Genomic DNA, 23,917 nt, shown 5'->3' on the forward strand with positions numbered 1-23,917 from the left:
GCACGCGTCAGCCCAGCAGCTCCGGCAGCGCGGGCGCGTCGTCCTCGGTCAGCCCGAGGACGTGCTGCGCGAGGAACGCCTCGACGACCTGGTACCAGACGACGGCGTGCTGCGGCGTGAGGATCCAGTGGTTCTCGTCGGGGTAGTACAGGAACCGGTGCGGCGTCACGCCGTCCTCGTCCGCGGCCAGGCCCGAGTGCGCGACGAGCTCGTACCAGAGCCGCAGCCCCTCGCCGATCGGCACCCGGTAGTCCTTGTCGCCGTGGACCACGAGCATCGGGGTGACGATCTGCTCGACGAAGCGGTGCGGGGAGTTCTCGAGCGCCATCTCGTCGGTCATCTCGCGCGCCCAGTAGTACGCCGCGTCGGTCGTCGGGCCGAACTGGTCGAGCGCCCACAGGCTCGCGTGCGTGACGACCGCCCGGAACCGGTCGGTGTGCCCCGCGACCCAGTTGGCCATGTAGCCGCCGAACGAGCCGCCCATCGCCGCGGTGCGCGTCTCGTCGACGTCGGGCCGGGCCTCGGCCGCGTCGGTCGCCGCCATGAGGTCGGTGTAGGGCGCCGCGCCCCACGAGCCCCAGCCGCGCTGCACGAAGTCCTGGCCGTACCCGGTGGACAGCGCCGGGTCGGGCAGCAGGACGGCGTACCCCTGCGCGACGAGCAGCCACGGGTTCCAGCGCCACGACCACGCGTTCCACGAGCCGAGCGGGCCGCCGTGGATCCACAGCAGCAGCGGCGCGGGGTTCTCGGCCGACGCGCCCTCGGGCAGCGCGAGCCACGACCGGACGCGCACGCCGTCGGCCGCGGTGGCCTCGACGTCCTCGAGCGTCCCGGGCAGGGCGGGGGTCGCCGCCGGGCTGCGCAGCGCGGTCGCCGCGACGGGGCTGCCCGACGCGAGCGCCGCGGCGAGGTCGACCCGCACCGGGTGCGCCGGGGCGAGGTAGGACGCCCGCAGCGCGTAGAGCGTCGCGCCGTCGGGGCTCACCTGGAGGTCCGTGAACGCGGCGTCGTCGCTCGTCACGCGCGTGACCGCGCCGGACGCGACGTCGACGTGGAAGACCGGCGCACGCCCGTCGTCGTCGGCCACCACGAGCAGGCCGGTCGAGTCCGGGAGCCACGTCGCACCGTGCGGCCAGCGGTCCCAGTCCGCGGCGAGCGTGCGCGGCTCCCCCGAGCCGTCGAGCGCCACCACCTGGAGCGACACGGCGGGCGCGCGGTGCGGCGTCGAGATCGTCTCGCGCTCGTAGGCGACCCAGCGCCCGTCGGGCGAGACGACCGGGGAGCCCAGGTCGGCGGCGTCGTCGTCCACGAGGACCCGCCGCTCGCCCGTCGCGACGTCGATCGCGACGAGCCGGCTGTGGACCGCCCCGCGGGCCTGCGGCACCGACCAGCCGGTGACGACCGTGCGGCCGTCGGGCGTGAGCGCGTACCCCTGCTCGACGAGCGCCGCCGCGGCACCCGGCGTGAGGTCGCGCAGCTCGGGGCGCTCGTCGGGCACGCCCGCGTGCAGGTGCTCGAGGCCCGAGACGTCGTCGGCGCCCACGTCGCTCGTCGCCGCCGCGGGCAGCGTCGCGGCGAACAGGTGCGGGGTCGCCGGGCCGAGGTCGTGGTCCCAGTACCGGACCGGGTAGGTCGAGTGCAGGATCGCCGCGACCTTCTTCTCCTTGCGCGCCTTGCGCAGCCGGTCGTCCTCCGCGCCGTCGACCGCACGCGGCAGGACGTCCGACGCGACGAGCACGACCGACGCCTCGGCGGCGACCTTGATCCCGCCGAGCCCGGCACCCCGCGCCGCGACGACCCGCGCCTCGCCGCCGCGCGCGGGCAGCAGCCACAGCGCGGGCGCCGGCTCGTCGTCCGCCCCCTCCTGCGGGTCCGGGTCGGGGCGCGCGCTCGTGAACAGCAGGTCGCCGGACGGCGTGAACGCCGCGCCGGACTCGCCCTTGGCGCTGCGCGTCAGCCGCCGCGCGGGCTCGCGGCCCTCCGGGTCGACCTCCCACAGGGCGGTCAGGTACGCGGTCCTCTTCGGGTCGAGCGTCGCGACCGACGTCACGAGGCGGGAGCCGTCGCGCGAGAGGGCGAGGCCCGAGACGCGCGGGAGCGCGACGTAGGCGTCGAGGTCGTGGAACGGGGTGGCGGGTGCGGGCCGGGCGTCGGGCGCGGGTGTCGCGTCGGGCGCGGGGCCGCCGGAGGTGGTGTCGGTGGTCACCCACAGTGGTCTACCACCCGGGCGCCGCTCGGTGTCGGCAACCGGGGCGGCGTGCCCTGCGCCCGGTGCCTGGCGAGGCCCGTGCGGCGGCGGTGCGCCAGCATGGGCCGGTGCACACCGACGCGCTCGACCTGGCCCGCTCGTACTGGGACGCGGTCGTCGAGCCGCTGGTCCAGCGCCACCGACCGGGCCTGCCGCTCGCCGCCGGCCGGCTGGGCGGCGGCTCCGACGTGCTCGGGCTCGACGACGCGATGTCGCGGGACCACGACTGGGGCCTGCGCCTGACGCTGCTCGTGCCGCGCGAGCACGTCGACGCCGTGCGGGACGGGCTGGAGGCGGACCTGCCCGACACGTTCCGGGGCCGGCCGACGCGGTTCGCGACGAGCTGGGACGCCCGCGTCCGGCACCGGGTCGAGGTCGCCGATCCGGACGACTTCGCCGGTGCGCGGCTGAGCGTCGACGTGACGCGGGCCTGGGACGTGCACGACTGGCTCACGCTGACCGGTCAGGCGGTGCTCGAGGTCACCGCCGGACCGGTCTTCGTCGACACCGCCGGTCGCCTCGACGCGGTGCGCACCCGCCTCGCGTGGTACCCCGACGACGTGTGGCGCCACGTCGTCGCGTGCGACTGGCAGCGCATCGACCAGGAGCTGCCGTTCGTCGGCCGGTGCGCCGAGCGCGGGGACGACCTCGGCTCACGCGTTGTCGCCGGTCGCCTCGTCCGGTCCGCGCTGCACCTCGGGTTCCTGCTCGAGCGCCGCTGGGCGCCGTACCCCAAGTGGACCGGCTCGGTGTTCCGCGGCCTCCCGCGGGCGTCGGCGGCGTGGGCCGCGCTGAACGCCGCACTGGCCGCGGACGACTGGCGAGCCCGGGAACAGGCGCTCTGCGAGGCCCTGGCCGTCCTTCTCGACGTGCAGCGCGGGGCGGGACTGCCGTCGCCCGCCCACGCGACGCGCGCGTTCTTCGACCGGCCGTACCGGTGCGTCGACCCCGAGGTTCCGGGCGCGCTCCTCGCGGAGGTCCACGATCCGGACGTCCTCGCGCTCCCCCGCGGGGTGGGCTCGGTCGAGCAGTGGGTCGACGACGTCGCCGTCCTCGCAGACGGCGGACGCCGGTCGGCGGTCGTCGCGGGCGTCGCGGGCGTCGGCCCGGCGCTCAGCGACCCGGGGAGTCCCGGTCCGCGAGGCGCGTGAGCATGGCGTTGTACTCGTCCATCTCGGTGTCGCCGTCGCGGTCGACGACGCGGTCCCGGCGCTTCGCGACCCGCTCCTCCGAGCGGGACCACGCGACGATGACGGCGATCGCGAGCACGAGGGTCGGGAGCTCGCCGATGCCCCAGGCGATGCCGCCGCCGCGCTGCTGGTCGGCGAGCGCCGTCGGCCCCCACTCGCGCCCGAGCAGCCCGAACCAGTCGGCCACGAGGAGCGCCTCGCCGCTCATGAGCGCGACCCCGAAGAACGCGTGGAACGCCATGGTCGCGAACAGCAGCAGGATGCGCTGCGTGTACGGCGGCCGGCTCGGCCCGGGGTCGATCCCGACGAGCGCGTTCGCAAAGAGGTACCCGGCGAGCGAGAAGTGCACGACCATCGCCACGTGGCCGACGGGGTTGCGCAGCGCCCACTCGAAGATGCCGGAGTAGTAGAAGAGCACCATCGACCCGGCGAAGTTCACCGCGGCGACGAGCGGGTGCGCCAGGAACGTCCCGAACCGGCTGTGCACGAGCGTGAGCAGCCACTCGCGCGGGCCGCGGGAGAGGTCGCCGCGCAGCGTCGTCGGGCGGCCGGGGACGGCGCGGAGCGCGAGGGTGACGGGCGCCGCGAGCGTGAGCAGCAGCGGGACGACCATCGCGAGCACCATGTGCTGGACCATGTGCGCGCTGAACAGCACGTGCCCGTACATCGCGGGGCCGCCGGACGTGGTCCAGAAGAACACGACCATCCCGCTGATCCACAGGGCCGTGCGCTGCCACGGCCACGTGTCGCCGCGCCGGTGCAGGCGCCGGACCCACCGCACGTAGACGACGATCCCGGCGACGGCGGCGACCGCGAACAGCAGGTCCCAGCGCCACTCGGTGAACCACCGCAGCGGCGTCGGCTCGGGCGGCAGCGCGTGGCCCGTGACGATCTCGGCGGGTGTCGGGCTCGTCGGCGGCTCCTGCGGCACCGGCGGCGCCGTCGACGACAGCGCGACGGCGACTCCCGAGACGGCACCCATGACGGCGATCTCGACGGCGACGACGCGCCAGAACAGCCAGCCCGCGCCGGGGCCGGGGCGGTCGGCGGCGAGCCGGGGCAGCGCGGCCCGGCGGTGCGCGGCGCCGAGCAGCCCGAGGACGACGAACAGCGCGGCCTTGACCAGCACGAGCACGCCGTACCGGGTGCCGAGCCCGTCGAGGCCACCGAGCCGGATGAGGGCGTTCACCAGGCCGGAGACGGCGACGAGGACGAAGCACCAGCCGGCGACGGTGGAGTAGCGCTCGACGCTCGGGCGCAGGTCGTCCCCGAGCCGGCCGGCCAGCACCGCGAGCGCGGCGAGCGCCCCGATCCACACGGCCGCGCCGACGAGGTGCAGGAACATCGAGCTCGTCGCGAGCTCGTGGCTCGTGGCGCCCGCGGCGTGGCCGCCCTGGGCCTGCTGCCACAGCGCGACGACCGTGAGCCCGGCGCACCAGGCGGCTCCCGTGGGGGTCTGCACGACGAGGGCGAGCGCGGTGACGACCGCCGCGACGACGACGATGCCGAGCTGGGTGCGGCCGAGGTCGACCTGCGTGACGTAGACGCCGAGCTCGTCGCCGAACGTCGACGAGCCGAGCGGGCGGCCCGACACGCTCGCGTAGCGGAGCACGAGGCCGAGCACCGACAGGACGGTCCACGTGCCGGCGGCGACGGCGGCGAGCGTGAGGTTCCGTGCGTAGGCGGTGGGGGCTGTGCGCGACCTGTCCGCCGGCGACCCGTCGGGCGCGTCGTCGGGACCGGGTGGGGGGCCCTCGGGTCGGCCGGCCCGGGGTGCACGGGCGTCGCCGGCGGCGCGGGAGCGGAGCGGGAGCACGCCGACCGCGAGGACCAGCGCACCCAGGGTCAGCGAGCCCGCGAGCTCGGTGAGCGTCGTGGTGACGGGCAGGCCCCAGCGGACGAGCGCACCCGGGTCTGCCAGGACCGTCGGCAGCGCGGCCCGCGAGAACCACACGCCGAGCACCACCGCCACGACACCGGCGAGCGCGAGCCCGCCGAGCCGCACCGCAGCGCCGCGCCCGCCCGCCGCGGCGTCGGCGGCGGGGCGCACGGTCGCCGGGGTGCGTGTCGCGGTCACCCCTCCATCATCGCCCGCGGCGGCGCGCCCGCGAGCCCCGGGGGACGTGAGGTGCGCCGCTCCGGCGCCCGGGCTCCGCCTGGACAGCGGGGACCGGGAGCCAGCACCCTCCCGGAGGCCGATGTCGGCGGTCGGGAATAGTGTCGTGAAGCAACTAGTTGCGTCGAGGGCTGCTCCGCCGACACCACGGGCACCTGCCACGCACCCTCCTGGGCCGACCGTCCGGGACACCCACCTCCGCTCCACCGAGAGGCCCGCGTTGTCCACGACCCCTGCGCCCCGCGTCGCGCCGCCCACCGCCACGTCCGGCCCGCCGACGCCGGGTGCGCCCGCGACCGGCGCGCCGACGTCGGGTGCCTCCACGGCCGGCCCGTCGCACCGCGAGATCGTCACGATCCTCGCGGGCCTCATGCTCGGCATGTTCCTCGGCGCCCTCGACCAGACGATCGTCGCGACGTCGATCCGCACGATTGGCGACGACCTCCAGGGGCTGTCGCTCCAGGCGTGGGTCACGACGGCCTACCTGATGACCTCGACGATTGCGACGCCGCTCTACGGCAAGCTCTCCGACATCTACGGGCGCAAGCCGTTCTACCTGCTCGCGATCAGCCTGTTCGTCGTCGGCTCGCTGCTGTGCGGGACGGCCGACTCGATGTACCAGCTCGCGGTGTACCGCGGCGTCCAGGGTCTCGGCGCGGGCGGCCTCATGGCGCTCGCGATCACCATCCTCGGGGACCTCGTCCCGCCGCGCGAGCGCGCCCGCTACCAGGCGTACTTCCTCGCCGTGTGGGGCACGTCCTCGGTCATCGGGCCCGTCATCGGCGGGTTCTTCGCCGGGGCCGACTCGATCCTCGGGCTCGACGGCTGGCGCTGGATCTTCCTCGTGAACGTCCCGCTCGGCGCGCTCGCGATCGCGGTCGTCGCACGCGTCCTGCACCTGCCGCCCGTGCGCCGCGTCCAGCACCGGATCGACTGGCCCGGTGCGCTCATGCTCGTCGTCGGGCTCGTGCCGCTGCTGCTCGTCGCCGAGCAGGGCCGCGAGTGGGGCTGGACGTCGCCGCGCGCGCTGCTCTGCTACGCCGTCGGGCTCGTCGGCCTCGGGCTGTTCGTGGTCGCGGAGGTCGTCGCCAAGAAGGACGCCCTGCTGCCGCTGCACCTGTTCCGCAACAAGACGTTCTCGGTCGGGGCCGGCGCGAACGTCGTCATCGGGCTCGGGATGTTCGGCGGGCTCGCGACGCTGCCGCTCTACCTGCAGATCGCCAAGGGCATGACGCCGACGGAGGCCGGGCTCACGCTCATCCCCTTCACGTTCGGGATCATGGCCGGCTCGATCATCACCGGGCAGCTCACGTCGCGGACCGGCCGCTACAAGTGGTTCCCCGTCATCGGCACGGTGCTCATGGGCCTCGGCGCCCTGATGTTCTCGCGCCTGACCCCCGACACCGCCCTCGTCGAGGTCTTCGCCGACTCGATCGTCTTCGGCCTCGGGCTCGGCTTCACGATGCAGCCGCTCGTGCTCGCCGTGCAGAACGCCGTCCCGGTCCAGGACATGGGCGTCGCGACGTCCTCGTCGCTGTTCTTCCGGCAGGTCGGCGGGACGCTCGGGACCGCGGTGTTCCTGTCGATCCTGTTCACCACGGTCGGCGACAACATCCGCGACGCGTTCGCGCGCCTCGCCGGCACGGACGACTTCCAGGCGGCGCTCGCCGACCCCGCGGTCGTCGCGGACCCGGCGAACGCCCCGGTCCTCGAGATGGCGCAGGGCGGCGGCGGCGCGATGCCCTCGCTCGACGACTCGTCCTTCATCAATGCGCTCGACCCACGGCTCGCCCGCCCGTTCCTCGACGGCTTCGCCGAGTCGATCAGCTCCGTGCTGCTCATCGCGGCCGCCGTCATGGTGCTCGGCGTCGTCCTCACGGTGCTGCTGCCCGAGCTGCCGCTGCGCAACGTCTCGGGCATCCAGGGCCGGCTCGAGGACGAGGCCGCGGCGGACAAGGCGGCGGCCGAGGCGTCGGCGACGGCCGCTGCGGCGGGTGCCGCCGAGCCGACGGGCGCGGCTGCGGCCGGGCTGCCCGCGTCGGGCAGCGACGCGTCGCGCACGGAGGATCACGGGCCGGGCGACGGTCACTGACGCGTGCGTGCGCGCCGGGCCGTCAGGTCCGCGCGGCCGCCCGGACCTGCTCGCCGTCCGCGACGACGCGGTTCTTGCCGCTCACCTTCGCGAGGTAGAGCAGCCGGTCCGCGACGCGCACGAGCTCCTCGGGGTCGGTGGGCCGGTCCACGTGCGTCACGCCGATGCTCACGGTGACCGCGAGCCCGGGCGCGCGGCTGCCCACGTCGAGCGCGGCGGCCCCGGCGCGGATCCGCTCGCACAGCGCGAGCGCGTCCTCCGCCGAGGTGGACGGCATCGCGACGACGAACTCCTCCCCGCCGACGCGCGCGACCACGTCGTCGGACCGGCTGAGGGTCTGCAGCGTGCGGGCCACCTCGCGCAGCACGAGGTCGCCGACGGGGTGGCCGAACCGGTCGTTGACGCCCTTGAAGTCGTCGATGTCGAGCACCGCGACCGCGAGCCCGGCCGGCTCGGGCGTCGCCGCGAGGTGCAGCATCGCCTCGTCGAGCGCGCGCCGGTTGTTCAGCCCGGTCAGCGGGTCGCGGCGGGACAGCACCCGGAGCTGGGCGGCGAGCTCGTGCGAGCGGCTCAGTGCGGCCTCGAGCTCCTCGGTGCGCGCCGAGACGCGCGACTCGAGGTCCTTGTTGACGTCCGCGAGGTGCCGCGCGAGCTCCTCGGCGCGGACCTTCTGGTCGACGGCGGACGTCAGCGCCGAGTCCATCGCCGCGCGCTGCACGACGGCCGTGAGCGCGGTGACGCACGCGATGGCGACGCAGTACACCGCGAGCTGGTCGGGCGTGATGGCCGTGAGCCGCCAGTCGAGCGCCCGCGCGAGCACGACCCCCTCGACGATCGCGGCGACGAGCACGACCGGGACCCAGCGCGCGCGCACGAGCGCCCCGGCGATCGTCACGAACACCGCCATGAACAGGGGCGAGTAGCTGCCGTCGCGCCCGTGGACCGACGGCACGACGAGCACGGCCAGCAGCTGCACGATGAGGATGACGGTCGCGATGCCCAGGTGGCCGCGCCGCGCGACGGCGGCCGCGGTGAAGCTGAGCGCCGAGGCGGCGAGCAGCGTCACGACCGTGGCCTCGGCGTACGGGAGCACGGTCACGACCGGGGTGAGGAGCAGCGCGAGCACGCCGAGCCCCGTGCCGACGGAGACGACGAGCGACGTGCGGCTGCGGTGCACGAGGTCGGGCTCGGGCACGACGAGCACGCGCCTCACCGCGGCGACGACCCGACGCACCTGACCTCCTCCACGACGCGCACTCCTCCCGGCCTCATCGGCACCGCGCGGGCATTGTGAGCACTCCGCGGGGGTGCTCCGCGGCCACGACAGGATCACAGCAGGGGCCGACATGCGCAGCGCGAGCCGCACCCCACGCCATGATGTGCGCCACGGGACGGTCCGCGCGACGACCGCAGGGGCGACGACGTCGGCGGTCCGGACGGCGGCGACAGGTGCCGAACCGAAGGTCGTGACGGAGCGGCGCAAGGAACCGGGGGGACGCGGACATGTACCTCACGTGGAAGCCGGGAGCGCGGTGACGGACGCCGGGGTCGGCGTGCGCTTCACCGACCTGTACACCGAGTCGTACGGGCGCGTGCTGCGCTTCGTCGAGCGGCGCGCCGCTGACCGCGGCGAGGCGGAGGACCTGACCGCGGAGGTGTTCCGGATCGCGTGGTCGCGCGCGGTCGAGGGCACCGAGCTGTCGGTCCCGTGGCTGTTCGTCACGGCGCGCCACGTGCTCGCCAACCACTACCGCGGCACCGCGCGCACGCTGCGCCTGCGCCAGCGGGTCGCGCTCGCGCTCGACCCCGTGACCGCCGGGCCCCGCGGCGTCGACGGCGACGACGACCCGGTACGGGACGCGGTGCTCACGACGCTGGCCGGGCTTGCCCCGCACCACCGCGACGTGCTGGTGCTGCGCTACTGGGACGAGTGCAGCACCCCCGAGGTCGCCGCGGTGCTCGGCTGCTCGACGTCGAGCGTGTGGGTGCGGCTGCACCGGGCGCGCCGGGCGTTCCAGGACGCGCACGACCCGACCGGAGGTGCCCGATGAGCGTGAGGAGAACGATCATGCGCGCGAACCCGATCCCCGAGCAGGACCCGCACGTGCTGGGCGCACGCGCGCAGGGCGAGCTCGCCGGGCTCGTCGGCGAGCCCGGCGCCGCACCCTCCCGGGCGGACGGTCGCGGTGCGGGGGCCCCTGCGGGTCGCCCGCGCCGGGTGCCGCGGCTCGCGCTCGTCGCCGTCGCCGGGGTCGCGGCCGTGCTCGTCGGGGTGGCCGCCGTCGCGCTGCTCGGCGGTGGCGCAGCCCCGCCCTCGTCGGCCGACGAGCCCTTCTACGCGACGACCGCCGAGCTCGAGGCGAGCGCCGACCTGGTCGTGCGCGGCACGCTCGGTGCCGGGAGCCAGGACACGGACGCGGGCTACCCGCAGACGCGCGCCGACGTCGCGGTCACGCACGTCGCGCGCGGGGACGCGGCCACCGGGGACACCGTGACGGTCGCGTACACGACGCCCGGGAGCGGGCCCGAGACCGCGACCGGTCTCGTCGAGGGGCGCGAGTACGTGCTGCTCCTCTCGGTCGCGGAGGACGGCACGGGCTATCTCGTCAGCTCGGTGCAGGGGTACTACGCGGTCGAGGACGGCGGTCGCCTCGTGGCGGCCCCGGGCAACGACGTGACGCTGAGCCCCGCGACGACCGCGGCGCTCGGCCTCTGACGCGACGGCGCCGGAGCTCTGGCGCTGCGGCGCTGCGGCACTGCGGCACTGCGGCACTGCGGCTCTGATGCGACGCCGCGCCGCCGGGCACAGCGACCGGGCCCTCCCCCGCGGCGGTGCGGGGAAGGGCCCGGAGGGTGCGACGACGTCGCGTCCGTGCTGCTGCGGCGTCACTGCTGCTGCGCGACCTCCGCCTTGAGGCCCTCGACGCTCGCGAGCCCGAGGCTCGCCTCGGGTCCGCCGACGGACTCGAGGGTCGTGCCACCGGCCACCCGGAACAGACCCTGCGCCGGGTTCACGAGGTCGAGCGGCGCGTCGGCCCCGTGGTCCGCGAGCAGGAGCACGTACTCGGACGCGGCCGCCTTCGACAGCAGCGTCGTGCCGGCGTCCACGTACCGGCGCCCGGCGAGCTGGCCGCCGAGCTGGCTGACCTCGATCGTGCTGCCGACGGTCGCCGTCCCCTTGAGGACCTCAGTGACCTGGAGCGTCGAGACCGTGACGACCACGGGCTGGACCGCGGCGGCCTCCTGCGCGCCGAGCCCCGCCTGCGGGTTGGCGGCCGGGTCGCCCTCGGTCGAGACCTCGGGCCAGAGCTCCTCGACCCGCGAGGACAGCACCGTCCCCCGGACGATCACGTCGGACGCCCCGACGACCTCGGCCGCCGACGCGTACATCGGGTAGTCGGCCTCGTAGTGGACCACGGCGGCCTCCTGCTCCTGGGCCGTCGTCCCCGCGGAGCCGCACCCCGTGAGGAGGGACCCGGCGAGGACGGCGGCGGCCCCGAGCGCGGCGAGCCTGCTGCGTGCGCGCATCAGTAGATCCTCTCGACTTCGCTCACGTCGTACGACTGGGGCCGCTGGACCGTCGTGCGGTTGCGGCTGTGCTTCATGAGCGACGACGCCGACGTGTTCGGGTTGTCCGCGAGGCTCAGCCCGTGCCCGAGCTCGTGCGTCGTGGTGCTGATGCTCCACGCCGTCATGTTGGAGCCGGACTGCTCCGAGAGGGTCCTCGCATTCACCTTGATCGCGAACGTGCGATTGATCCCACGAATACCGGACGGCGAGTAGAGGCCGAACCACGACTGGTCGTAGCGGGCCGCCGTGAACGTCGACGCGGCCGACGTGCTGCGGCCGAGGCTCGTGCCCGCACCGCTGTTGTTCCAGTGGCTCCGACCGGTGTCGAGAAATCCGACCCAGGTGTCGTTGATCCCGACCGCCCTGACGTTCCAGGAACGGCTCGGCATCCCGCCGCTGTAGTAGTCGGCGCTCGCGGACGTCATGGTCGCGGACCCGAGGGCCAGCGCCAGTCCGAGGGTCGCCACCGTCCGGGGCAATACCCGGCGCGGTTTTCTCGACGAGGGCACAGCAGTATCCATCACAACCCCCTGCGGTTGATCCCGATGCGCCTTCTGACGAAGCCGCGCGCCGAACGTAGCGGCATTTCTCGTGCGATATCTAGGGTCGACCGCGGGCCCTTCCGGTGGATAGGATGCGGCGTTTCCGCGGCCCGGCACCGCCCTCGTCGGGCGCGGGCCGGCGCGCCTGCGAGGCGGCTCCGCGCCGGCTCGCCGAATCGCGCTCGGACGGGGTTCCCGCGGCTTTTCTCGCGCACCTTCCGCCGAGGGCGGCGACGCGCCCAGCCGCGTCGACTGTGTCGCACCGCACCCCCGTGCGCGAAGCCCGACGACGGGCACGCGACGCGGTGCGCACCGTCGTCGGGCGCCCTCACCCCCGCCCGCCGGCGGCCACGAGACGCGAGTTGACGTCACCCGTTCGTGCGCTATCTTAGCCGAGCCTTACTTAGGAGAGCCTCACCAACTCTGCGGCCGTCCGTGCTGCCGCCTGCCCTCACCAGCCCGTCCATTACCACCGGGAGCCCCTGCGTGCACGAGCTGCTGTCCTCCGCGACCGCCGACCACTACGCCGCGACGATGCGCGAGACGGTCGACCGCCTCGCGGACCGCTTCCGCGAGACCCGCCGGCCGTTCTCCGGGGCGAGCCGTGAGGAGCTCGGCGCGCTCGTCGACGCCGTCGACCTCGACGGGCCCGGCCGGGGGACCGCGGAGGCGCTGCGGGAGGTCGACGCGCTCTTCGTCCGCAACGCCGTCTGGTTCCACCACCCCGACTACGCGGCGCACCTCAACTGCCCGGTCGCCGTGCCCGCCGTCGCCGCCGAGGCCGTCGTCGCCGCGGTGAACGCCTCGCTCGACACCTACGACCAGTCGACCGCGGGCACGCTCATGGAGCGCCGGCTCGTCGCGTGGACCGCGGAGCGCATCGGCTTCACTGCGGGCGACGGCATCTTCACCTCGGGCGGCACGCAGTCGAACCTCCAGGCGCTGCTGATCGCGCGGGACCACGCGCTCGCCGCGAGCGGGGCGACGCTCGACCGGCTCGTCGTGCTCGCGACCGGGTCGAGCCACTTCAGCGTGCAGAAGTCCGCGCGCCTGCTCGGCCTCGGCGAGGACGCGGTGCTCGGCGTCGCGACGGACGGCCACGGCCGGATGCGCCCCGAGGTCCTCGCCGCGGCGCTCGACGCCGCCCGCACCGCCGGCCGGGTGCCCATGTGCGTCGTCGCGACCGCCGGCACCACCGACCGCGGCTGCATCGACCCGCTCGGCCCGATCGCCGACGCGTGCGACGCGGCCGGGGTCTGGCTGCACGTCGACGCCGCCTACGGGTGCGGGCTGCTCGTCTCCCCGACCCGGCGGCACCTGCTCGACGGCATCGAGCGGGCCCGGTCCGTGACCGTCGACTTCCACAAGAGCTTCTTCCAGCCGGTCTCGTCGAGCGCGCTCGTCGTGCGCCACGCCCGGGACCTCGCGCCGGTCGCCTGGTACGCGGACTACCTCAACCCCGAGGGCAGCGGCGAGCCCAACCAGGTCGACAAGTCGCTGCAGACGACCCGCCGGTTCGACGCGCTCAAGCTCTGGGTCACGCTGCGCGCGCTCGGCGCGGACCGGCTCGGCGATATGTTCGACGCGGTCGTCGACCTCGCCGCCGCCACGCACGACCTCGTCGAGCAGGACCCGGACCTGCGGCTCGTCGGCCGGTCGCAGCTCAGCACCGTCCTGTTCCGCTACCAGCCGCCCGGTGTGCCCGACGCGCGGGCCGACGCGCTCGTCCCGCTCGTGCGCCGCGCGCTGTTCGACTCGGGCCGCACGATCGTCGCCAAGACCGTCGTCGACGGCCGGCCCTGCCTCAAGCTCACGCTGCTCAACCCCGACTCGACCGTCGAGGACGTCCTGCGCGTGCTCGGGGCCGTGCGCGACGCCGCCGCGGCGCTCGACGCGGGGCGCGACCTCGCGACGGGGCTGGACCGCGAGCTCGACGCCGTGCTCGACGGCGACCTGGACGGGGCGCTCGCGTGGTGAGCGCGGCGGCGGACGCCGGGCGCGTGCACGACGTCGTCGGCATCGGCATCGGGCCGTTCAACCTCGGCCTCGCGTGCCTGAGCGCGCCGCTCGACCTCGACGCGGTGTTCCTCGACGCGGCCGACGAGTTCCGCTGGCACCCCGGGATGATGATCGACGGCGCGACGATCCAGGTCCCGTTCCTCGCGGACCTCGTGACGATGGCGGACCCGACCTCGCCGTACTCGTTCCTCAGCTACCTCAAGACCACGGGCCGGCTCTACGCGTTCTACATCCGCGAGAGCTTCTACCCGCTGCGCGCCGAGTACGACGCGTACTGCCGGTGGGCCGCCGCGCAGCTCGACTCGCTGCGCTGGGGGCGTCGGGTCGTCGCGCTCGAGGTCGACCCCGACGACGCCGACCTGTGGCTGGTCCGGGCGGTGCGGGCGGTCCAGGGCGGGTCGGTCGCGGCGGGCGACGACGGCACGGGCAGCTCCGGCCGTGACGACAGCCGCGACGGAGCCGGCGGTGCCGTCGAGACCTACCGCGCGCGCCACGTCGTGCTCGGCACCGGCACCTCGCCCGTCGTCCCGGCCGCGCTGCGCGGGCTCCTCGGGGTCGGCGGGTCGAGCCGGCCCGGCGACTCCGCGGGCGGCCTCGTCGTGCACAGCGCCGACTACCTCCCGCACCGCGAGCGCCTCGCCGCCGCGCCGTCGGTCACGGTGATCGGCAGCGGGCAGTCGGCGGCGGAGGTCTACCGGGACCTGCTCGGCACGCTCCCGGGGCGCGACGCGCGGCTCGACTGGGTCACGCGCTCCCCGCGGTTCTTCCCGATGGAGTACACCAAGCTCACGCTCGAGATGACCTCGCCGGAGTACACCGACCACTTCCACGGGCTCCCGCACGAGCAGCGCCGGGCACTCGGCCGCGAGCAGCGGTCGCTGTACAAGGGCATCAGCGGCCCGCTGATCGACGAGATCTACGACACGCTCTACCGGCTGAGCCTCTACGGCCCGGTGCCGACGACGCTGCTCACCGACACCGAGCTGCTCGCCGCCGAGCGGGACGACGCCACCGGCGAGCACGTGCTGCGCCTGCGGCACGCGCAGCTCGGCGAGGTGCACGAGCGGCGGACGTCGGCGCTCGTGCTCGCGACCGGGTACGCCGCGCAGGTCCCCGACTTCGTGCTCGGCGTGCGCGACCGGCTCGACTGGGACCCCGACGGCAGGTTCGCCGTCGCGCGCGACTACTCGGTCGACGGCGGGCGCGGGCGTGTGTTCGTGCAGAACGCCGAGGAGCACACGCACGGCATCACGGCGCCGGACCTCGGCTTCGGGGCCTGGCGCAACTCCTCGATCCTCGCGTCGATCACCGGGCGCGAGGTCTACCCGGTCGAGCGGCGGATCGCGTTCCAGGAGTTCGGGGTGCCGGGCGACGCGCGCCGGGTCGAGCACGCGGCGGGCGCCCGGTGAGCGCGCCGGCGAGCGCGTCGCGCGCGACGGCGGGCGGGTCGACGAGCACGGACCCGACCGCGCCGAGCACCGCACCCACGGCGCCTGCCGGGGCTGCCGGTGCCGCCCTCGCCCGCGGACCGTGGACCGCTCCCCCGTCGCCTGTCGGGCACCTGAGCCTGGCCCGCGTCGACGCCCGGGCGGACGCCGCCGTCGTGCACGCGTGGCTGTCCCACCCGGCGTCCTCCTTCTGGCAGATGACGGACCTGTCCCTCGACGACGTGCGGGACTACCTTGCGGGCGTCTCGGCCGACCCGTACCAGAACGCGTGGCTCGGGAGCGTCGACGGCGTGCCGACGTTCCTCGTCGAGACGTACGACCCCGCGTGCCTGCTGCTCACCGACGTGCCCGAGATCGAGCCGGGCGACCTCGGGATGCACCTGCTCGTCGCGCCGCCCGGTGACGCGCCGGTGCACGGGCTCACGTCGGCGGTCATGGCCGCGACCGTGCGGTTCTGCTTCGAGCGCCTCGGCGCGACCCGCGTCGTTGTCGAGCCCGACGTCGCCAACACCCGCATCGCCGCGAAGAACGCCGCGGCCGGCTTCCGCGTGCTGCGCGAGCTCGGGCTGCCCGGCAAGCGCGCGCACCTCGCGGTGTGCACGCGCGCCGACTTCGACGCCAGCCCTCTCGGACGGAGCGCCGCATGACCCTCACGGACACGACCACGCCCGTACCCGCACCGGACGCCCCGACGGCCGCGCGCCCGTCCGCAGCACCGGCACCGTCACCGATGCCGGGTCAGCGCCTCGACCCCGCAGCGCACCTGCGCCCGGAGACGATGGCCGTCGCGCACCGCCACCTGGTCGCGAAGGCGCTCGCGGAGTTCTCCCACGAGCGGCTGCTCGCCCCGGTGCCCGACGCGGCGCACCCGGGAGCCGCCCCGGAGTCGCACCCGGCCGGTCCGTCGTCGTCCACGCGGCCCGCGCCGGCCGCGCCGTACCGCGTCGCGCTCGAGGGCGGCCGCGTCGTCTACCGCTTCCGCGCGCGCCGCACCGCGCTCGAGCACTGGGCGGTCGACGAGGCGTCCCTCACGCGGGACGTCGACGGCACGCCCGCGCCGCTCGACGCGCTCGACCTCGTGCTCGAGCTGCAGCCGCTGCTCGGGATCCCCGACGCGCTGCTCGCGGTGTACCTCGAGGAGCTGTCCTCGACGCTCGCGAGCGCCGCGTACAAGGCCCACCACGGCGGCCCGGCGGTGGCGGAGCTGCTCGGCGCGGACCTCGCGACCGTCGAGCGCGCGATGACCGAGGGGCACCCGGGCTTCGTCGCGAACAACGGGCGCATCGGCTTCGGGGTGGGCGAGCACGCGGCGTACTCGCCCGAGGCCGCGGCGCCCGTGCGACTCGTGTGGCTCGCGGTGCGGCGCGGGTCGAGCCACCTCGCGCTCGGCGCCGAGGTCGACGAGGACGCGTTCTACCGCGCGGAGCTCGGCGGCGCCGCGCTCGACCGGTTCGCGGCGCACCTGCGCACCCTCGGCCTCGACGCGGCGGACTACCGGTACCTGCCCGTGCACCCGTGGCAGTGGGAGCACCGGGTCGCGATCACGTTCGCCGCCGACGTCGCGCGCCGCGACCTCGTGCTGCTCGGCGAGGGCGACGACGAGTACCAGGCGCAGCAGTCGATCCGCACGCTGCTCAACCGCTCCCGCCCCGACCGGGACTACGTCAAGGTCGCGCTCGCGATCCAGAACATGGGGTTCCTGCGCGGCCTGTCCCCCGCGTACATGCGCGCGACCCCGGCGATCAACGACTGGGTCGCGGAGCTCGTCGCGGGCGACCCGACGCTCGTCGAGGCCGGGTTCCGGGTGCTGCGCGAGCACGTGTCGATCGGCTACACCGGCGACGTCTACCACCGCACGGAGAAGCCGAGCGCGCACCGCAAGATGCTCGCGGCGCTGTGGCGGGAGAGCCCGGTCCCGCGCGTCGAGCCGGGTCAGCACCTGGCGACCATGGCGTCGCTGCTGCACCGCGACGCCGCCGGGGACGCGTTCGTCACGGCGCTCGTCGGCGCGTCGGGCCTGGGCGCCCACGAGTGGGTGCGCCGGTACCTGCACGCCTACCTGCGCCCGCTCGTGCACTGCCTGCGCGCGCACGACCTCGCGTTCATGCCGCACGGGGAGAACCTCATCCTCGTGCTCGACGGCCACGCGGTCGCCGGCGCGTTCATGAAGGACATCGGCGAGGAGATCGCGGTGCTCAGCGACCGCCCGCTGCCCGACGACGTGGCGCGCGTGCGTGCGGTGGTCGACGACGAGGAGAAGGCGCTCGCGATCTTCACCGACGTGTTCGACGGGTTCTTCCGGCACCTCGCCGCGATCCTCGACGCCGACGGCGTGCTGCCCGAGGGGGAGTTCTGGGCGCTCGTCGGCGAGTGCGTCGACCGGCACGCCGCCGACCACCCCGGGCTCACGAGCGGCGTCGACCTGCGTGCGCCGCGGTTCGCGCACTCGTGCCTCAACCGGCTCCAGCTCCGGAACACGCTGCAGATGGTCGACCTCACCGACCAGTCGGGGTCGCTCATCTACGCCGGGACGCTCGCGAACCCGATCGCGCGCGACGCGGTGGTCGCCGCGTCATGACCGCCGAGCTGTTCCGCGACGCGTGGGGGGTCCCGCACGTGCGCGCCGCCGACCACCTCGAGCTCGCCGAGGCGCAGGGCCGGGTCACCGCGCTCGACCGCGGCTGGCAGATCGAGGTCGACCGGTGGCGCGCCGAGGGCCGGCTGGCGGAACGCATCGGCCCCGCCGGGCTGGCGTGGGACCGGTTCGCGCGGCAGGCCCGGCTCGCCGACACCGCGCGGCGCGCGTACGACGCGCTCGACGACGACGTGCGCGCCTGGGTCGACGCGTACGTGCGGGGCGTGAACGCGGGGCTCGACGCCGCGCCGCGCCCGGTCGAGCTCGCGGCGCTCGACGAGCGGTTCGGGTCGACGACGCCGCACGAGCCGTGGCCCGCGTGGGCGCCGCTCGGCGTGATGCTCGTCGCGCACGCGCTGTTCTCGACGTTCCCGCGGGTGCTGTGGAACGCGCACGTCGAGCGGACCCTGGGGGCGGCCGGGCTCGCGGTGCTGGGCGGGGCGGACCCCGCAGAGGCGCCGGACGCGGGTGCGCTGCCGGGCTCGGGCGACGGCACCCCGCCCGACGACCCGACCGAGGCCGGCGGCGTCCCGACGTCGGGCAGCAACGCGTGGGCGCTGCACGGCTCCCGGACCGCGAGCGGCCGCCCGCTGCTGGCCGGCGACCCGCACCGCCTGCTCGAGCTGCCGGGCGTCTACCAGCAGGTCCGGCTCGCGTGCCCGGGGCTCGACGTCGTCGGGCTCGCGTTCCCCGGTGTCCCGGGCGTCCAGCACTTCGGGCACACCGGCACCGCCGCGTGGGGCATCACCAACGCGATGGCGCACGGCGTCGAGGTGTTCCGCGAGCGCATGCGGCTCCGGGGGGATGGCGTCGAGGCGCTCGGGCCCGACGGCTGGGAGCCCGCCGAGCGGACCGTCGAGCGCGTCGCGGTGCGCGGCGGTGCGGACGTCGAGGTGGAGGTCGTCGAGACCGTGCGGGGCGTCGTGCTCGCCGGGGAGCCGCTCGATCCGGCCGCGACGAGGGACGGGGCGACGGGGTCGACGGACGCCTCGACGCGTCCGGCGGGCGATAGTGCGGCGACGGACGCAGAGACCGCGCCCGAGGTGGTCGTCCACAGCGTCCGCTTCCCGGTGCGCGCGACGGCCGACCTCGGCTTCGCGTGCCTCCTCCCGCTCCTGCGCGCCCGCACGGCGCACGACGTCGTCGAGGCGCTCCGCGGCTGGGTCGACCCCGTCAACCGCGTGCTCGCGGCCGACTCCGACGGCACGGTCCTGAGCGCCACGGTGGGGCGCGTCCCCGCTCGCCCGCGCACCGAGCGACGCCTCCCGCAGGACGCGTGGTCGGCCGCCGGACGTCCGGCCCCATGGCTGGGCCCGCTCCCGCCGGTCGAGGTGGCCGACGCCGCCGTCGACGCCAACGAGCGCCCCGGGCGCGCCGAGGTCGACCTGGGCCTCGCCTACGCGCCCCCGCACCGCGCGGACCGCATCCGCGCGCTGCTGCACGAGCGTCGCGGGGACCGCCTCGGCCCCGAGGACATGAGCGCGATCCACGCCGACACCCTGCTCGGCGGGGCCGCTGGCCCGCTCGCGTGGGTCGAGCGCAGCGACGACCTCACCCCCGCCGCCGCGCAGGTGCGTGCCCGGCTCCTCGCGTGGGACCGGCACATGGACGCGTGCAGCGTGCCGGCCGCGACGTTCGCCGCGTGGCGGGCGGCGCTCGTCGGGCGGCTCGCCGCGCACCCGGCGCTCGCGCCGCTGCACGCCCCGCACCCGCACGGCGGGGCGCTCGACCCCTGGTTCTCGGTCGCGGCCCGCGTCGCCGACGCCTTGCCCCACCTGCTCGACGACGCCGCGCTCGGCATCGACGCGGCGCACGAGGTCCGCACGGCGCTCGAGGAGGTCGCGGCGAGCACGGTCGTCGACGACGCCTGGGGCGACCGTCACCGCGTGCTCGCGTCGCACCTGCTCGACGAGGTCCCCGGCTGCACCGCCCCGCCCGTGCCCGACGTGCCGCTCGCGGGCGACGCGGACTGCGTGCGCTGCACCGGCACGACGCCGTCGCTCACCGACCGGGCGTGGCGCGGCTCGGTCGCGCGCTGGGTCTGGGACCTCGCCGACCGCGAGCGCAGCCGCTGGGGCGTGCCGTTCGGCGCGAGCGGCGACCCGCGCAGCCCGCACTTCACCGACCAGAACGCGCTGTGGGCCCAGGCCGCGACCGTCGAGGTCGTGACCGACTGGGACCGGCTGACCCCCGAGGAGCTCGTGTGACCACCGCACCCCCGCCCGCACCCGTACCGGCCCCCGAGCACGTCCGCCTGCTCTCCGGCCCGCGCGGCGCGACGGTCGACGAGCGCGTCGTCGAACCCCTGGGCCTCCTGCGCACGACCGTGCTCGACCCCGCCGCGGACCTCGACACGATCCACGCGTGGGTCACGCAGCCGGGCACCGAGTTCTGGCGCCTCGGGCACCTGAGCCGCGAGGAGCTCGGCGAGCTGTACGCGTACGTCGACTCGCTCGAGACTCACCACGCGTTCGTCGTCCGCCTCGGCGACGAGCCGCTCGCGCTGCTGCAGACGTACGACCCGCACCACGACCCCGTCGGCGAGTGCTACCCGGTGCAGCCGGGCGACGTCGGCCTGCACCTGCTCGTCGGCTCGCGCGGCGGCGCCCCCGCGCCGGGCTTCACGGCGCACCTGGTCGGGTACCTCGTCGCGCTGCTGCTCGGTCAGCCGGGCGCGCGGCGCCTCGTCGTCGAGCCCGACGTCCGCAACGAGCGCGCCGTCGCCCGCATGGTGCGCTCGGGCTTCGAGCTCGGCCCCGAGATCGACCTGCCGGACAAGCGGGCCCGCCTCGCGTTCCTCACCGCCGACGCCGCAGTAGCCTCCGCGGCAGCACGCGCCTCCCGCTGACGACTCGTCCCGTCGTCGACCCCCTTCGCCCCGCACCCCGACCGGAGACCCCCGTGCCCGCGATCAGCGTCACCCACGCCCCGAGCGGCCTCGTCACCGCGCACGTCGAGCGCACGCAGCGGATCAGCCCGCACCTGATCCGCGTGACCCTCGGCGGGGAGGACCTGCGCCGCTTCGAGCGCCGCGGGTTCGACCAGTGGTTCCGCCTCGCGGTGCCCGTCGACGACCATGCGCGCCTCGACAACCTGCCCTCGCGCCTCGACACCCGCGGCTACCTCCGGTACCTGACGCTGCCGCGCGCGACCCGCCCGGTGATCCGCAGCTACACCGTCCGCGACTTCCGCCCCGAGCTCCCCGAGCTCGACATCGACTTCGTGGTGCACGGCACCGACGGTGTCGCGGGCCCGTGGGCGCAGGGCACGTTCGCTGGCGACGAGGTCGCGCTCATCGACCAGGGCTGCGGGTGGGCGCCGGTCCCGGCCGACTGGACGCTCCTCGTCGCGGACGAGACCGGGCTGCCGGCGGTCGCGGGGATCCTGCGGGACATGCCGCGCGACGCCGTCGGGCACGCGCTCGTCGAGATCCCGGACGCCGACGACGCGCAGGAGGTCGACGCCCCGGACGGCATGGCGGTGCACTGGGTCGTGCGTGCGCCCGGCGACCGGCCCAGCGCCCGCGCCCTGGAGCACGTGCGTGAGCTGTCGTGGCCGTCGGGCGTGCCGTACGCGTTCGCGGTCGGCGAGGCGGGGCTGGCCACGGGCGTGCGCCGGCACCTCGTCGGCGAGCGCGGCGTCCCCAAGGTCAACGTCACGTTCTGCGGCTACTGGAAGCTCGGCAAGAGCGCCTGAGCCGCGGGACCGCGGTGTGCGGCGCGGCGCGCTGTCGCTGAGGAAGCGCGGGGTGCAACCCGTACGACGACGCGGCGCGATCAGGACGGCGCGTGCCCGTCCGCGAGGCTCAGGTACGCCGCGGGCACGGCGTCGGCGAGCCACACGCCGTTCGCCGAGCGGTAGAGGGCGAGCCCGTCGTCCTGCATGCGCCGCGCGTCGACGTGGAGGATCACCGGCCGCCCGTGCCGGCGCCCGACGGCCACCGCGGTGTCGCGGTCCCCGGACAGGTGCACGTGCTGCCGCCCGCGCGGCTGCAGGCCGGTCGCGAGGATCGCGTCGAGCGTGCGCTCCGCCGTTCCGTGGAACAGCACGTCCGGTGCGGGCACCGGCACGAGCCCGAGGTCGACGGCGACGCTGTGCCCCTGGCTCGCGCGGATCCGCGTCCCGTCCTCGCTGAACGCGAACCGCCGCTTCTCGTTCTGCTCGACGACGGCGTCGAGCCGCTCGCGCGTCAGCGGCACGCCCGCCGCGACGGCCCCGGCGAGCAGCGCGTCGACGTCCGCCCAACCCGCCTCGTCGAGCCGCAGCCCGGCACGAGCGGGGTCGTGCCGGAGGACGAGGCTGACGAACTTGCTGAGCGGCACGAGCGCGGCGTCCATGCGGGGAGTCTGCCGCAGCGGCCTCGTCCGGGCATCGATGCCGATACGGGGGTGCAGTCGCGAGAAGGCGCGGGAGGAGGGGTCGAGCGTGGCATCCTGCGAGACGAGGTACCGCCGTCGGATGCCCGGCGTCGCGCCCGAGCACCCAAGGAGACGCATGGCCGCCCGCATCGCCGGCCCCCGGGTGACGCGCGCGCTGCGGTGGGCGGCGGTCCCCGGCCTGCTGCTGGTCGCCGCGTGCGACGCAGGCGCCGACGCCTGCCCGGCGATCGGCTACCCGTCGACCCTCACCGTCGCTCTCGGCACGTCGTGGCCCGACCGCCCGGTCTCCGAGGTCGAGGTGGCCTGCGTCGGCGACGACGCCGACATGTGCAACCTGCAGGGCAGCGGGTCGGCTGGGCGCTGGTCCGGTCACGTCGACTTCCTCACCGACGAGCTCGTGGTCACGGTCCGCACCGAGGCGGAGACGACGGAGCTCACCGTCCCGACGCCCGAGCGCCGGCTCCTCGAGCAACCGCACGGCCGGGGGTGCGGCGGCCCCACGGCGGCGGAGACCGTCGTCGAGAAGCCGCCGTCGTGACCGCACAGCAGGACCGGACCCCGCCGACGACCCCGCAGCCGGAGCGACCATGACCAGCACCGCCGAGTACGACGCGTTCGGTCCCTGGATCGACGAGGTCCGCTCCCCGCAGGACGTCCCCCGGCTGTTCCGCGCGCACCCGCTCGACCTCGACGCCGTGCACCTCGTGCTCAAGGTCCCGCGCAACATCTCCCGGCGCGACGCGACCGCCGACATGGACCTCTACGACCACCTGATCGTGCTGGCCGACGACGAGCTCTCCGTGCTGACCCGCCTCGACGCCCTGACCGACGCCGGCGAGCCGCCCGCGTCGGTGTACGACCAGGCGCTCGGGTACCGGACCTGGTCGTCACGGCCGGGCGACGTCGTCGCGCTGCGGGACGTCACGAGCATGCTCGACGCGCGGCTCGACCTCCTCACGCAGGACGGCCGCGCGCTGACCGTGCGCTACAACGGCTCCGCGGCCGAGGGCGTGCAGCGCCTGGTCGACGCGATCCGCACCACGCACGACGGAGGCAGCCGGCACGACGGCAGCACCTCCGACGGCGCGGGCGCCGCGCCGGTCGCGCTCACGAAGCCCGCGGCCGGCTCCCGACCCTCGCCATACAGCCCCGCGTCGAGCATGTCCGCACGACCGGCGGACCCGCCGCTCGCCCCGTCCGCCCTCGGCCTGGACGACGTCGGGCTCGTCCACTCCTACCGCGAGGTCGCGCGGCGCCTGCCGGACCTGCGGCTCCTCGCGCTGCACCCGCGCCGGCGCGTGCGCCCGGCGGCGTCCGACGCCGTCGCGCACGTGCTGCACGCGGTGTCGCCCGCGACGCTGCACGGCGCCGTCGTCGGGCAGGACGAGCGGTGGCTCGAGGTCCTCGGGCGGCGCACGTGGCTGACCCGCGGCCGGGCACCGGACCACTCGCGCTCGCGGCTCACGATCGCGCGCTCGGCGATCCGCGACGTCCGCGCGGCGCCGCACCCGGTGTACGGCGGCGTCACGCAGGTGACGCTCACGCTCGTGCTCGGCGGGCCGGGCGTCGAGGTCGCCGTGCCGACCGGCTCCGACGCGGAGCGGGTGCTGCTCGCCGCGCGGTGAGACACCCGCCGCGCAGCCCGGCGGACCGGCTGACCCTCGGGCCTCCGACGCGC

19 protein-coding genes are annotated in these 23,917 nt (G+C 75.6%); 13 read left to right on the forward strand and 6 right to left on the reverse strand.

Annotated elements, in window-relative coordinates:
- Positions 1–7: 7 nt before the first annotated feature.
- Complete coding sequence (locus CCE01nite_RS04470) at positions 8–2,206, reverse strand: S9 family peptidase (protein WP_034624755.1); 2,199 nt, start codon at positions 2,204–2,206, stop codon at positions 8–10.
- Between the two features lie 110 nt (positions 2,207–2,316).
- On the opposite strand from CCE01nite_RS04470, the gene CCE01nite_RS04475 reads away from it, so the two are divergent.
- Complete coding sequence (locus CCE01nite_RS04475) at positions 2,317–3,399, forward strand: DUF4037 domain-containing protein (RefSeq protein WP_052103404.1); 1,083 nt, start codon at positions 2,317–2,319, stop codon at positions 3,397–3,399.
- On the opposite strand, the gene CCE01nite_RS04480 is transcribed toward CCE01nite_RS04475, so the two are convergent.
- Positions 3,362–5,515, reverse strand: coding sequence for a bifunctional copper resistance protein CopD/cytochrome c oxidase assembly protein (locus CCE01nite_RS04480; RefSeq protein ID WP_246056322.1), 2,154 nt, complete (start codon positions 5,513–5,515; stop codon positions 3,362–3,364). The two genes, CCE01nite_RS04475 and CCE01nite_RS04480, sit on opposite strands and share 38 nt — an antisense overlap.
- A gap of 259 nt (positions 5,516–5,774) precedes the next feature.
- Here CCE01nite_RS04480 and CCE01nite_RS04485 point away from each other — a divergent pair, with 259 nt between their 5' ends.
- Positions 5,775–7,646: an MDR family MFS transporter gene (locus tag CCE01nite_RS04485; protein WP_307722717.1), complete on the forward strand. Its 1,872-nt coding sequence runs from the start codon at positions 5,775–5,777 to the stop codon at positions 7,644–7,646.
- A gap of 22 nt (positions 7,647–7,668) precedes the next feature.
- Here the strand turns inward: CCE01nite_RS04485 and CCE01nite_RS04490 are convergent, their stop codons facing one another.
- Positions 7,669–8,880 (reverse strand): GGDEF domain-containing protein, encoded by a 1,212-nt coding sequence (locus CCE01nite_RS04490; protein ID WP_052103409.1) that lies wholly within the window; start codon positions 8,878–8,880, stop codon positions 7,669–7,671.
- Between the two features lie 298 nt (positions 8,881–9,178).
- Between CCE01nite_RS04490 and CCE01nite_RS04495 the strand changes: the two genes are divergently transcribed.
- The gene (locus tag CCE01nite_RS04495) at positions 9,179–9,697 is read left to right on the forward strand and encodes an RNA polymerase sigma factor (protein ID WP_034624767.1); all 519 of its coding nucleotides are present in this window, start codon (positions 9,179–9,181) and stop codon (positions 9,695–9,697) included.
- On the forward strand, positions 9,694–10,362 hold the full coding sequence (locus CCE01nite_RS04500) for a hypothetical protein (protein WP_034624768.1): 669 nt from the start codon (positions 9,694–9,696) through the stop codon (positions 10,360–10,362). The genes CCE01nite_RS04495 and CCE01nite_RS04500 overlap by 4 nt, the downstream gene beginning before the upstream one ends.
- Positions 10,363–10,532: 170 nt before the next feature.
- On the opposite strand, the gene CCE01nite_RS04505 is transcribed toward CCE01nite_RS04500, so the two are convergent.
- Both CCE01nite_RS04505 and CCE01nite_RS04510 read right to left on the reverse strand, forming a co-directional pair.
- A complete protein-coding gene (locus CCE01nite_RS04505) occupies positions 10,533–11,174 on the reverse strand; it encodes a hypothetical protein (protein WP_052103417.1) in 642 nt (213 codons plus the stop codon).
- Positions 11,174–11,683 (reverse strand): zinc metalloprotease, encoded by a 510-nt coding sequence (locus CCE01nite_RS04510; RefSeq protein WP_246056323.1) that lies wholly within the window; start codon positions 11,681–11,683, stop codon positions 11,174–11,176. The genes CCE01nite_RS04505 and CCE01nite_RS04510 overlap by 1 nt, the downstream gene beginning before the upstream one ends.
- Before the next feature lie 561 nt (positions 11,684–12,244).
- On the opposite strand from CCE01nite_RS04510, the gene CCE01nite_RS04515 reads away from it, so the two are divergent.
- The 7 genes from CCE01nite_RS04515 to CCE01nite_RS04540 are packed head-to-tail and all read left to right on the forward strand — an operon-like array spanning position 12,245 to position 21,556.
- Positions 12,245–13,735 (forward strand): pyridoxal phosphate-dependent decarboxylase family protein, encoded by a 1,491-nt coding sequence (locus CCE01nite_RS04515; RefSeq protein ID WP_052103419.1) that lies wholly within the window; start codon positions 12,245–12,247, stop codon positions 13,733–13,735.
- Positions 13,729–15,186 carry a lysine N(6)-hydroxylase/L-ornithine N(5)-oxygenase family protein gene (locus CCE01nite_RS04520; RefSeq protein ID WP_371861013.1) on the forward strand — a complete coding sequence of 486 codons (1,458 nt, stop codon included), beginning with the start codon at positions 13,729–13,731 and terminating at the stop codon, positions 15,184–15,186. The genes CCE01nite_RS04515 and CCE01nite_RS04520 overlap by 7 nt, the downstream gene beginning before the upstream one ends.
- Positions 15,183–15,872 carry a GNAT family N-acetyltransferase gene (locus CCE01nite_RS22490; RefSeq protein WP_246056324.1) on the forward strand — a complete coding sequence of 230 codons (690 nt, stop codon included), beginning with the start codon at positions 15,183–15,185 and terminating at the stop codon, positions 15,870–15,872. Before CCE01nite_RS04520 ends, CCE01nite_RS22490 begins: the two co-directional genes overlap by 4 nt.
- Positions 15,869–17,803, forward strand: a complete 1,935-nt coding sequence (locus tag CCE01nite_RS04530; RefSeq protein WP_084142434.1) for an IucA/IucC family protein — start codon at positions 15,869–15,871, stop codon at positions 17,801–17,803. Before CCE01nite_RS22490 ends, CCE01nite_RS04530 begins: the two co-directional genes overlap by 4 nt.
- Entirely contained in the window at positions 17,800–20,067 is a 2,268-nt protein-coding gene (locus CCE01nite_RS21715; RefSeq protein ID WP_034624769.1) for a penicillin acylase family protein, read from the forward strand. Before CCE01nite_RS04530 ends, CCE01nite_RS21715 begins: the two co-directional genes overlap by 4 nt.
- Positions 20,064–20,708 (forward strand): GNAT family N-acetyltransferase, encoded by a 645-nt coding sequence (locus CCE01nite_RS21720; RefSeq protein ID WP_246056325.1) that lies wholly within the window; start codon positions 20,064–20,066, stop codon positions 20,706–20,708. The genes CCE01nite_RS21715 and CCE01nite_RS21720 overlap by 4 nt, the downstream gene beginning before the upstream one ends.
- A 53-nt stretch (positions 20,709–20,761) precedes the next feature.
- Positions 20,762–21,556, forward strand: a complete 795-nt coding sequence (locus tag CCE01nite_RS04540) for a siderophore-interacting protein (RefSeq protein WP_034624770.1) — start codon at positions 20,762–20,764, stop codon at positions 21,554–21,556.
- Between the two features lie 80 nt (positions 21,557–21,636).
- On the opposite strand, the gene CCE01nite_RS04545 is transcribed toward CCE01nite_RS04540, so the two are convergent.
- Entirely contained in the window at positions 21,637–22,197 is a 561-nt protein-coding gene (locus tag CCE01nite_RS04545; protein ID WP_034624771.1) for an RNA 2'-phosphotransferase, read from the reverse strand.
- Positions 22,198–22,354: 157 nt separating this feature from the next.
- On the opposite strand from CCE01nite_RS04545, the gene CCE01nite_RS04550 reads away from it, so the two are divergent.
- Together CCE01nite_RS04550 and CCE01nite_RS04555 are read left to right on the forward strand one after the other, a co-directional pair.
- A complete protein-coding gene (locus CCE01nite_RS04550) occupies positions 22,355–22,777 on the forward strand; it encodes a hypothetical protein (RefSeq protein WP_034624773.1) in 423 nt (140 codons plus the stop codon).
- 49 nt (positions 22,778–22,826) lie between these two features.
- Positions 22,827–23,864 (forward strand): hypothetical protein, encoded by a 1,038-nt coding sequence (locus CCE01nite_RS04555; RefSeq protein ID WP_141372011.1) that lies wholly within the window; start codon positions 22,827–22,829, stop codon positions 23,862–23,864.
- The last annotated feature ends 53 nt before the right edge of the window (positions 23,865–23,917 follow it).

This window comes from Cellulomonas cellasea, from assembly GCF_006538745.1.
GTDB lineage: Bacteria > Actinomycetota > Actinomycetes > Actinomycetales > Cellulomonadaceae > Cellulomonas_A > Cellulomonas_A cellasea.

What these genes read in the sequence shown, in the direction of transcription:
- CCE01nite_RS04500 (WP_034624768.1), top strand. Translation starts at nt 9,694, where the DNA reads ATGAGCGTGAGGAGAACGATCATGCGCGCGAACCCGATCCCCGAGCAG.
- CCE01nite_RS04505 (WP_052103417.1), bottom strand. Translation starts at nt 11,174, where the DNA reads ATGCGCGCACGCAGCAGGCTCGCCGCGCTCGGGGCCGCCGCCGTCCTC.
- CCE01nite_RS04530 (WP_084142434.1), top strand. Translation starts at nt 15,869, where the DNA reads ATGACCCTCACGGACACGACCACGCCCGTACCCGCACCGGACGCCCCG.
- CCE01nite_RS21715 (WP_034624769.1), top strand. Translation starts at nt 17,800, where the DNA reads ATGACCGCCGAGCTGTTCCGCGACGCGTGGGGGGTCCCGCACGTGCGC.
- CCE01nite_RS04545 (WP_034624771.1), bottom strand. Translation starts at nt 22,197, where the DNA reads ATGGACGCCGCGCTCGTGCCGCTCAGCAAGTTCGTCAGCCTCGTCCTC.
- CCE01nite_RS04550 (WP_034624773.1), top strand. Translation starts at nt 22,355, where the DNA reads ATGGCCGCCCGCATCGCCGGCCCCCGGGTGACGCGCGCGCTGCGGTGG.
- CCE01nite_RS04555 (WP_141372011.1), top strand. Translation starts at nt 22,827, where the DNA reads ATGACCAGCACCGCCGAGTACGACGCGTTCGGTCCCTGGATCGACGAG.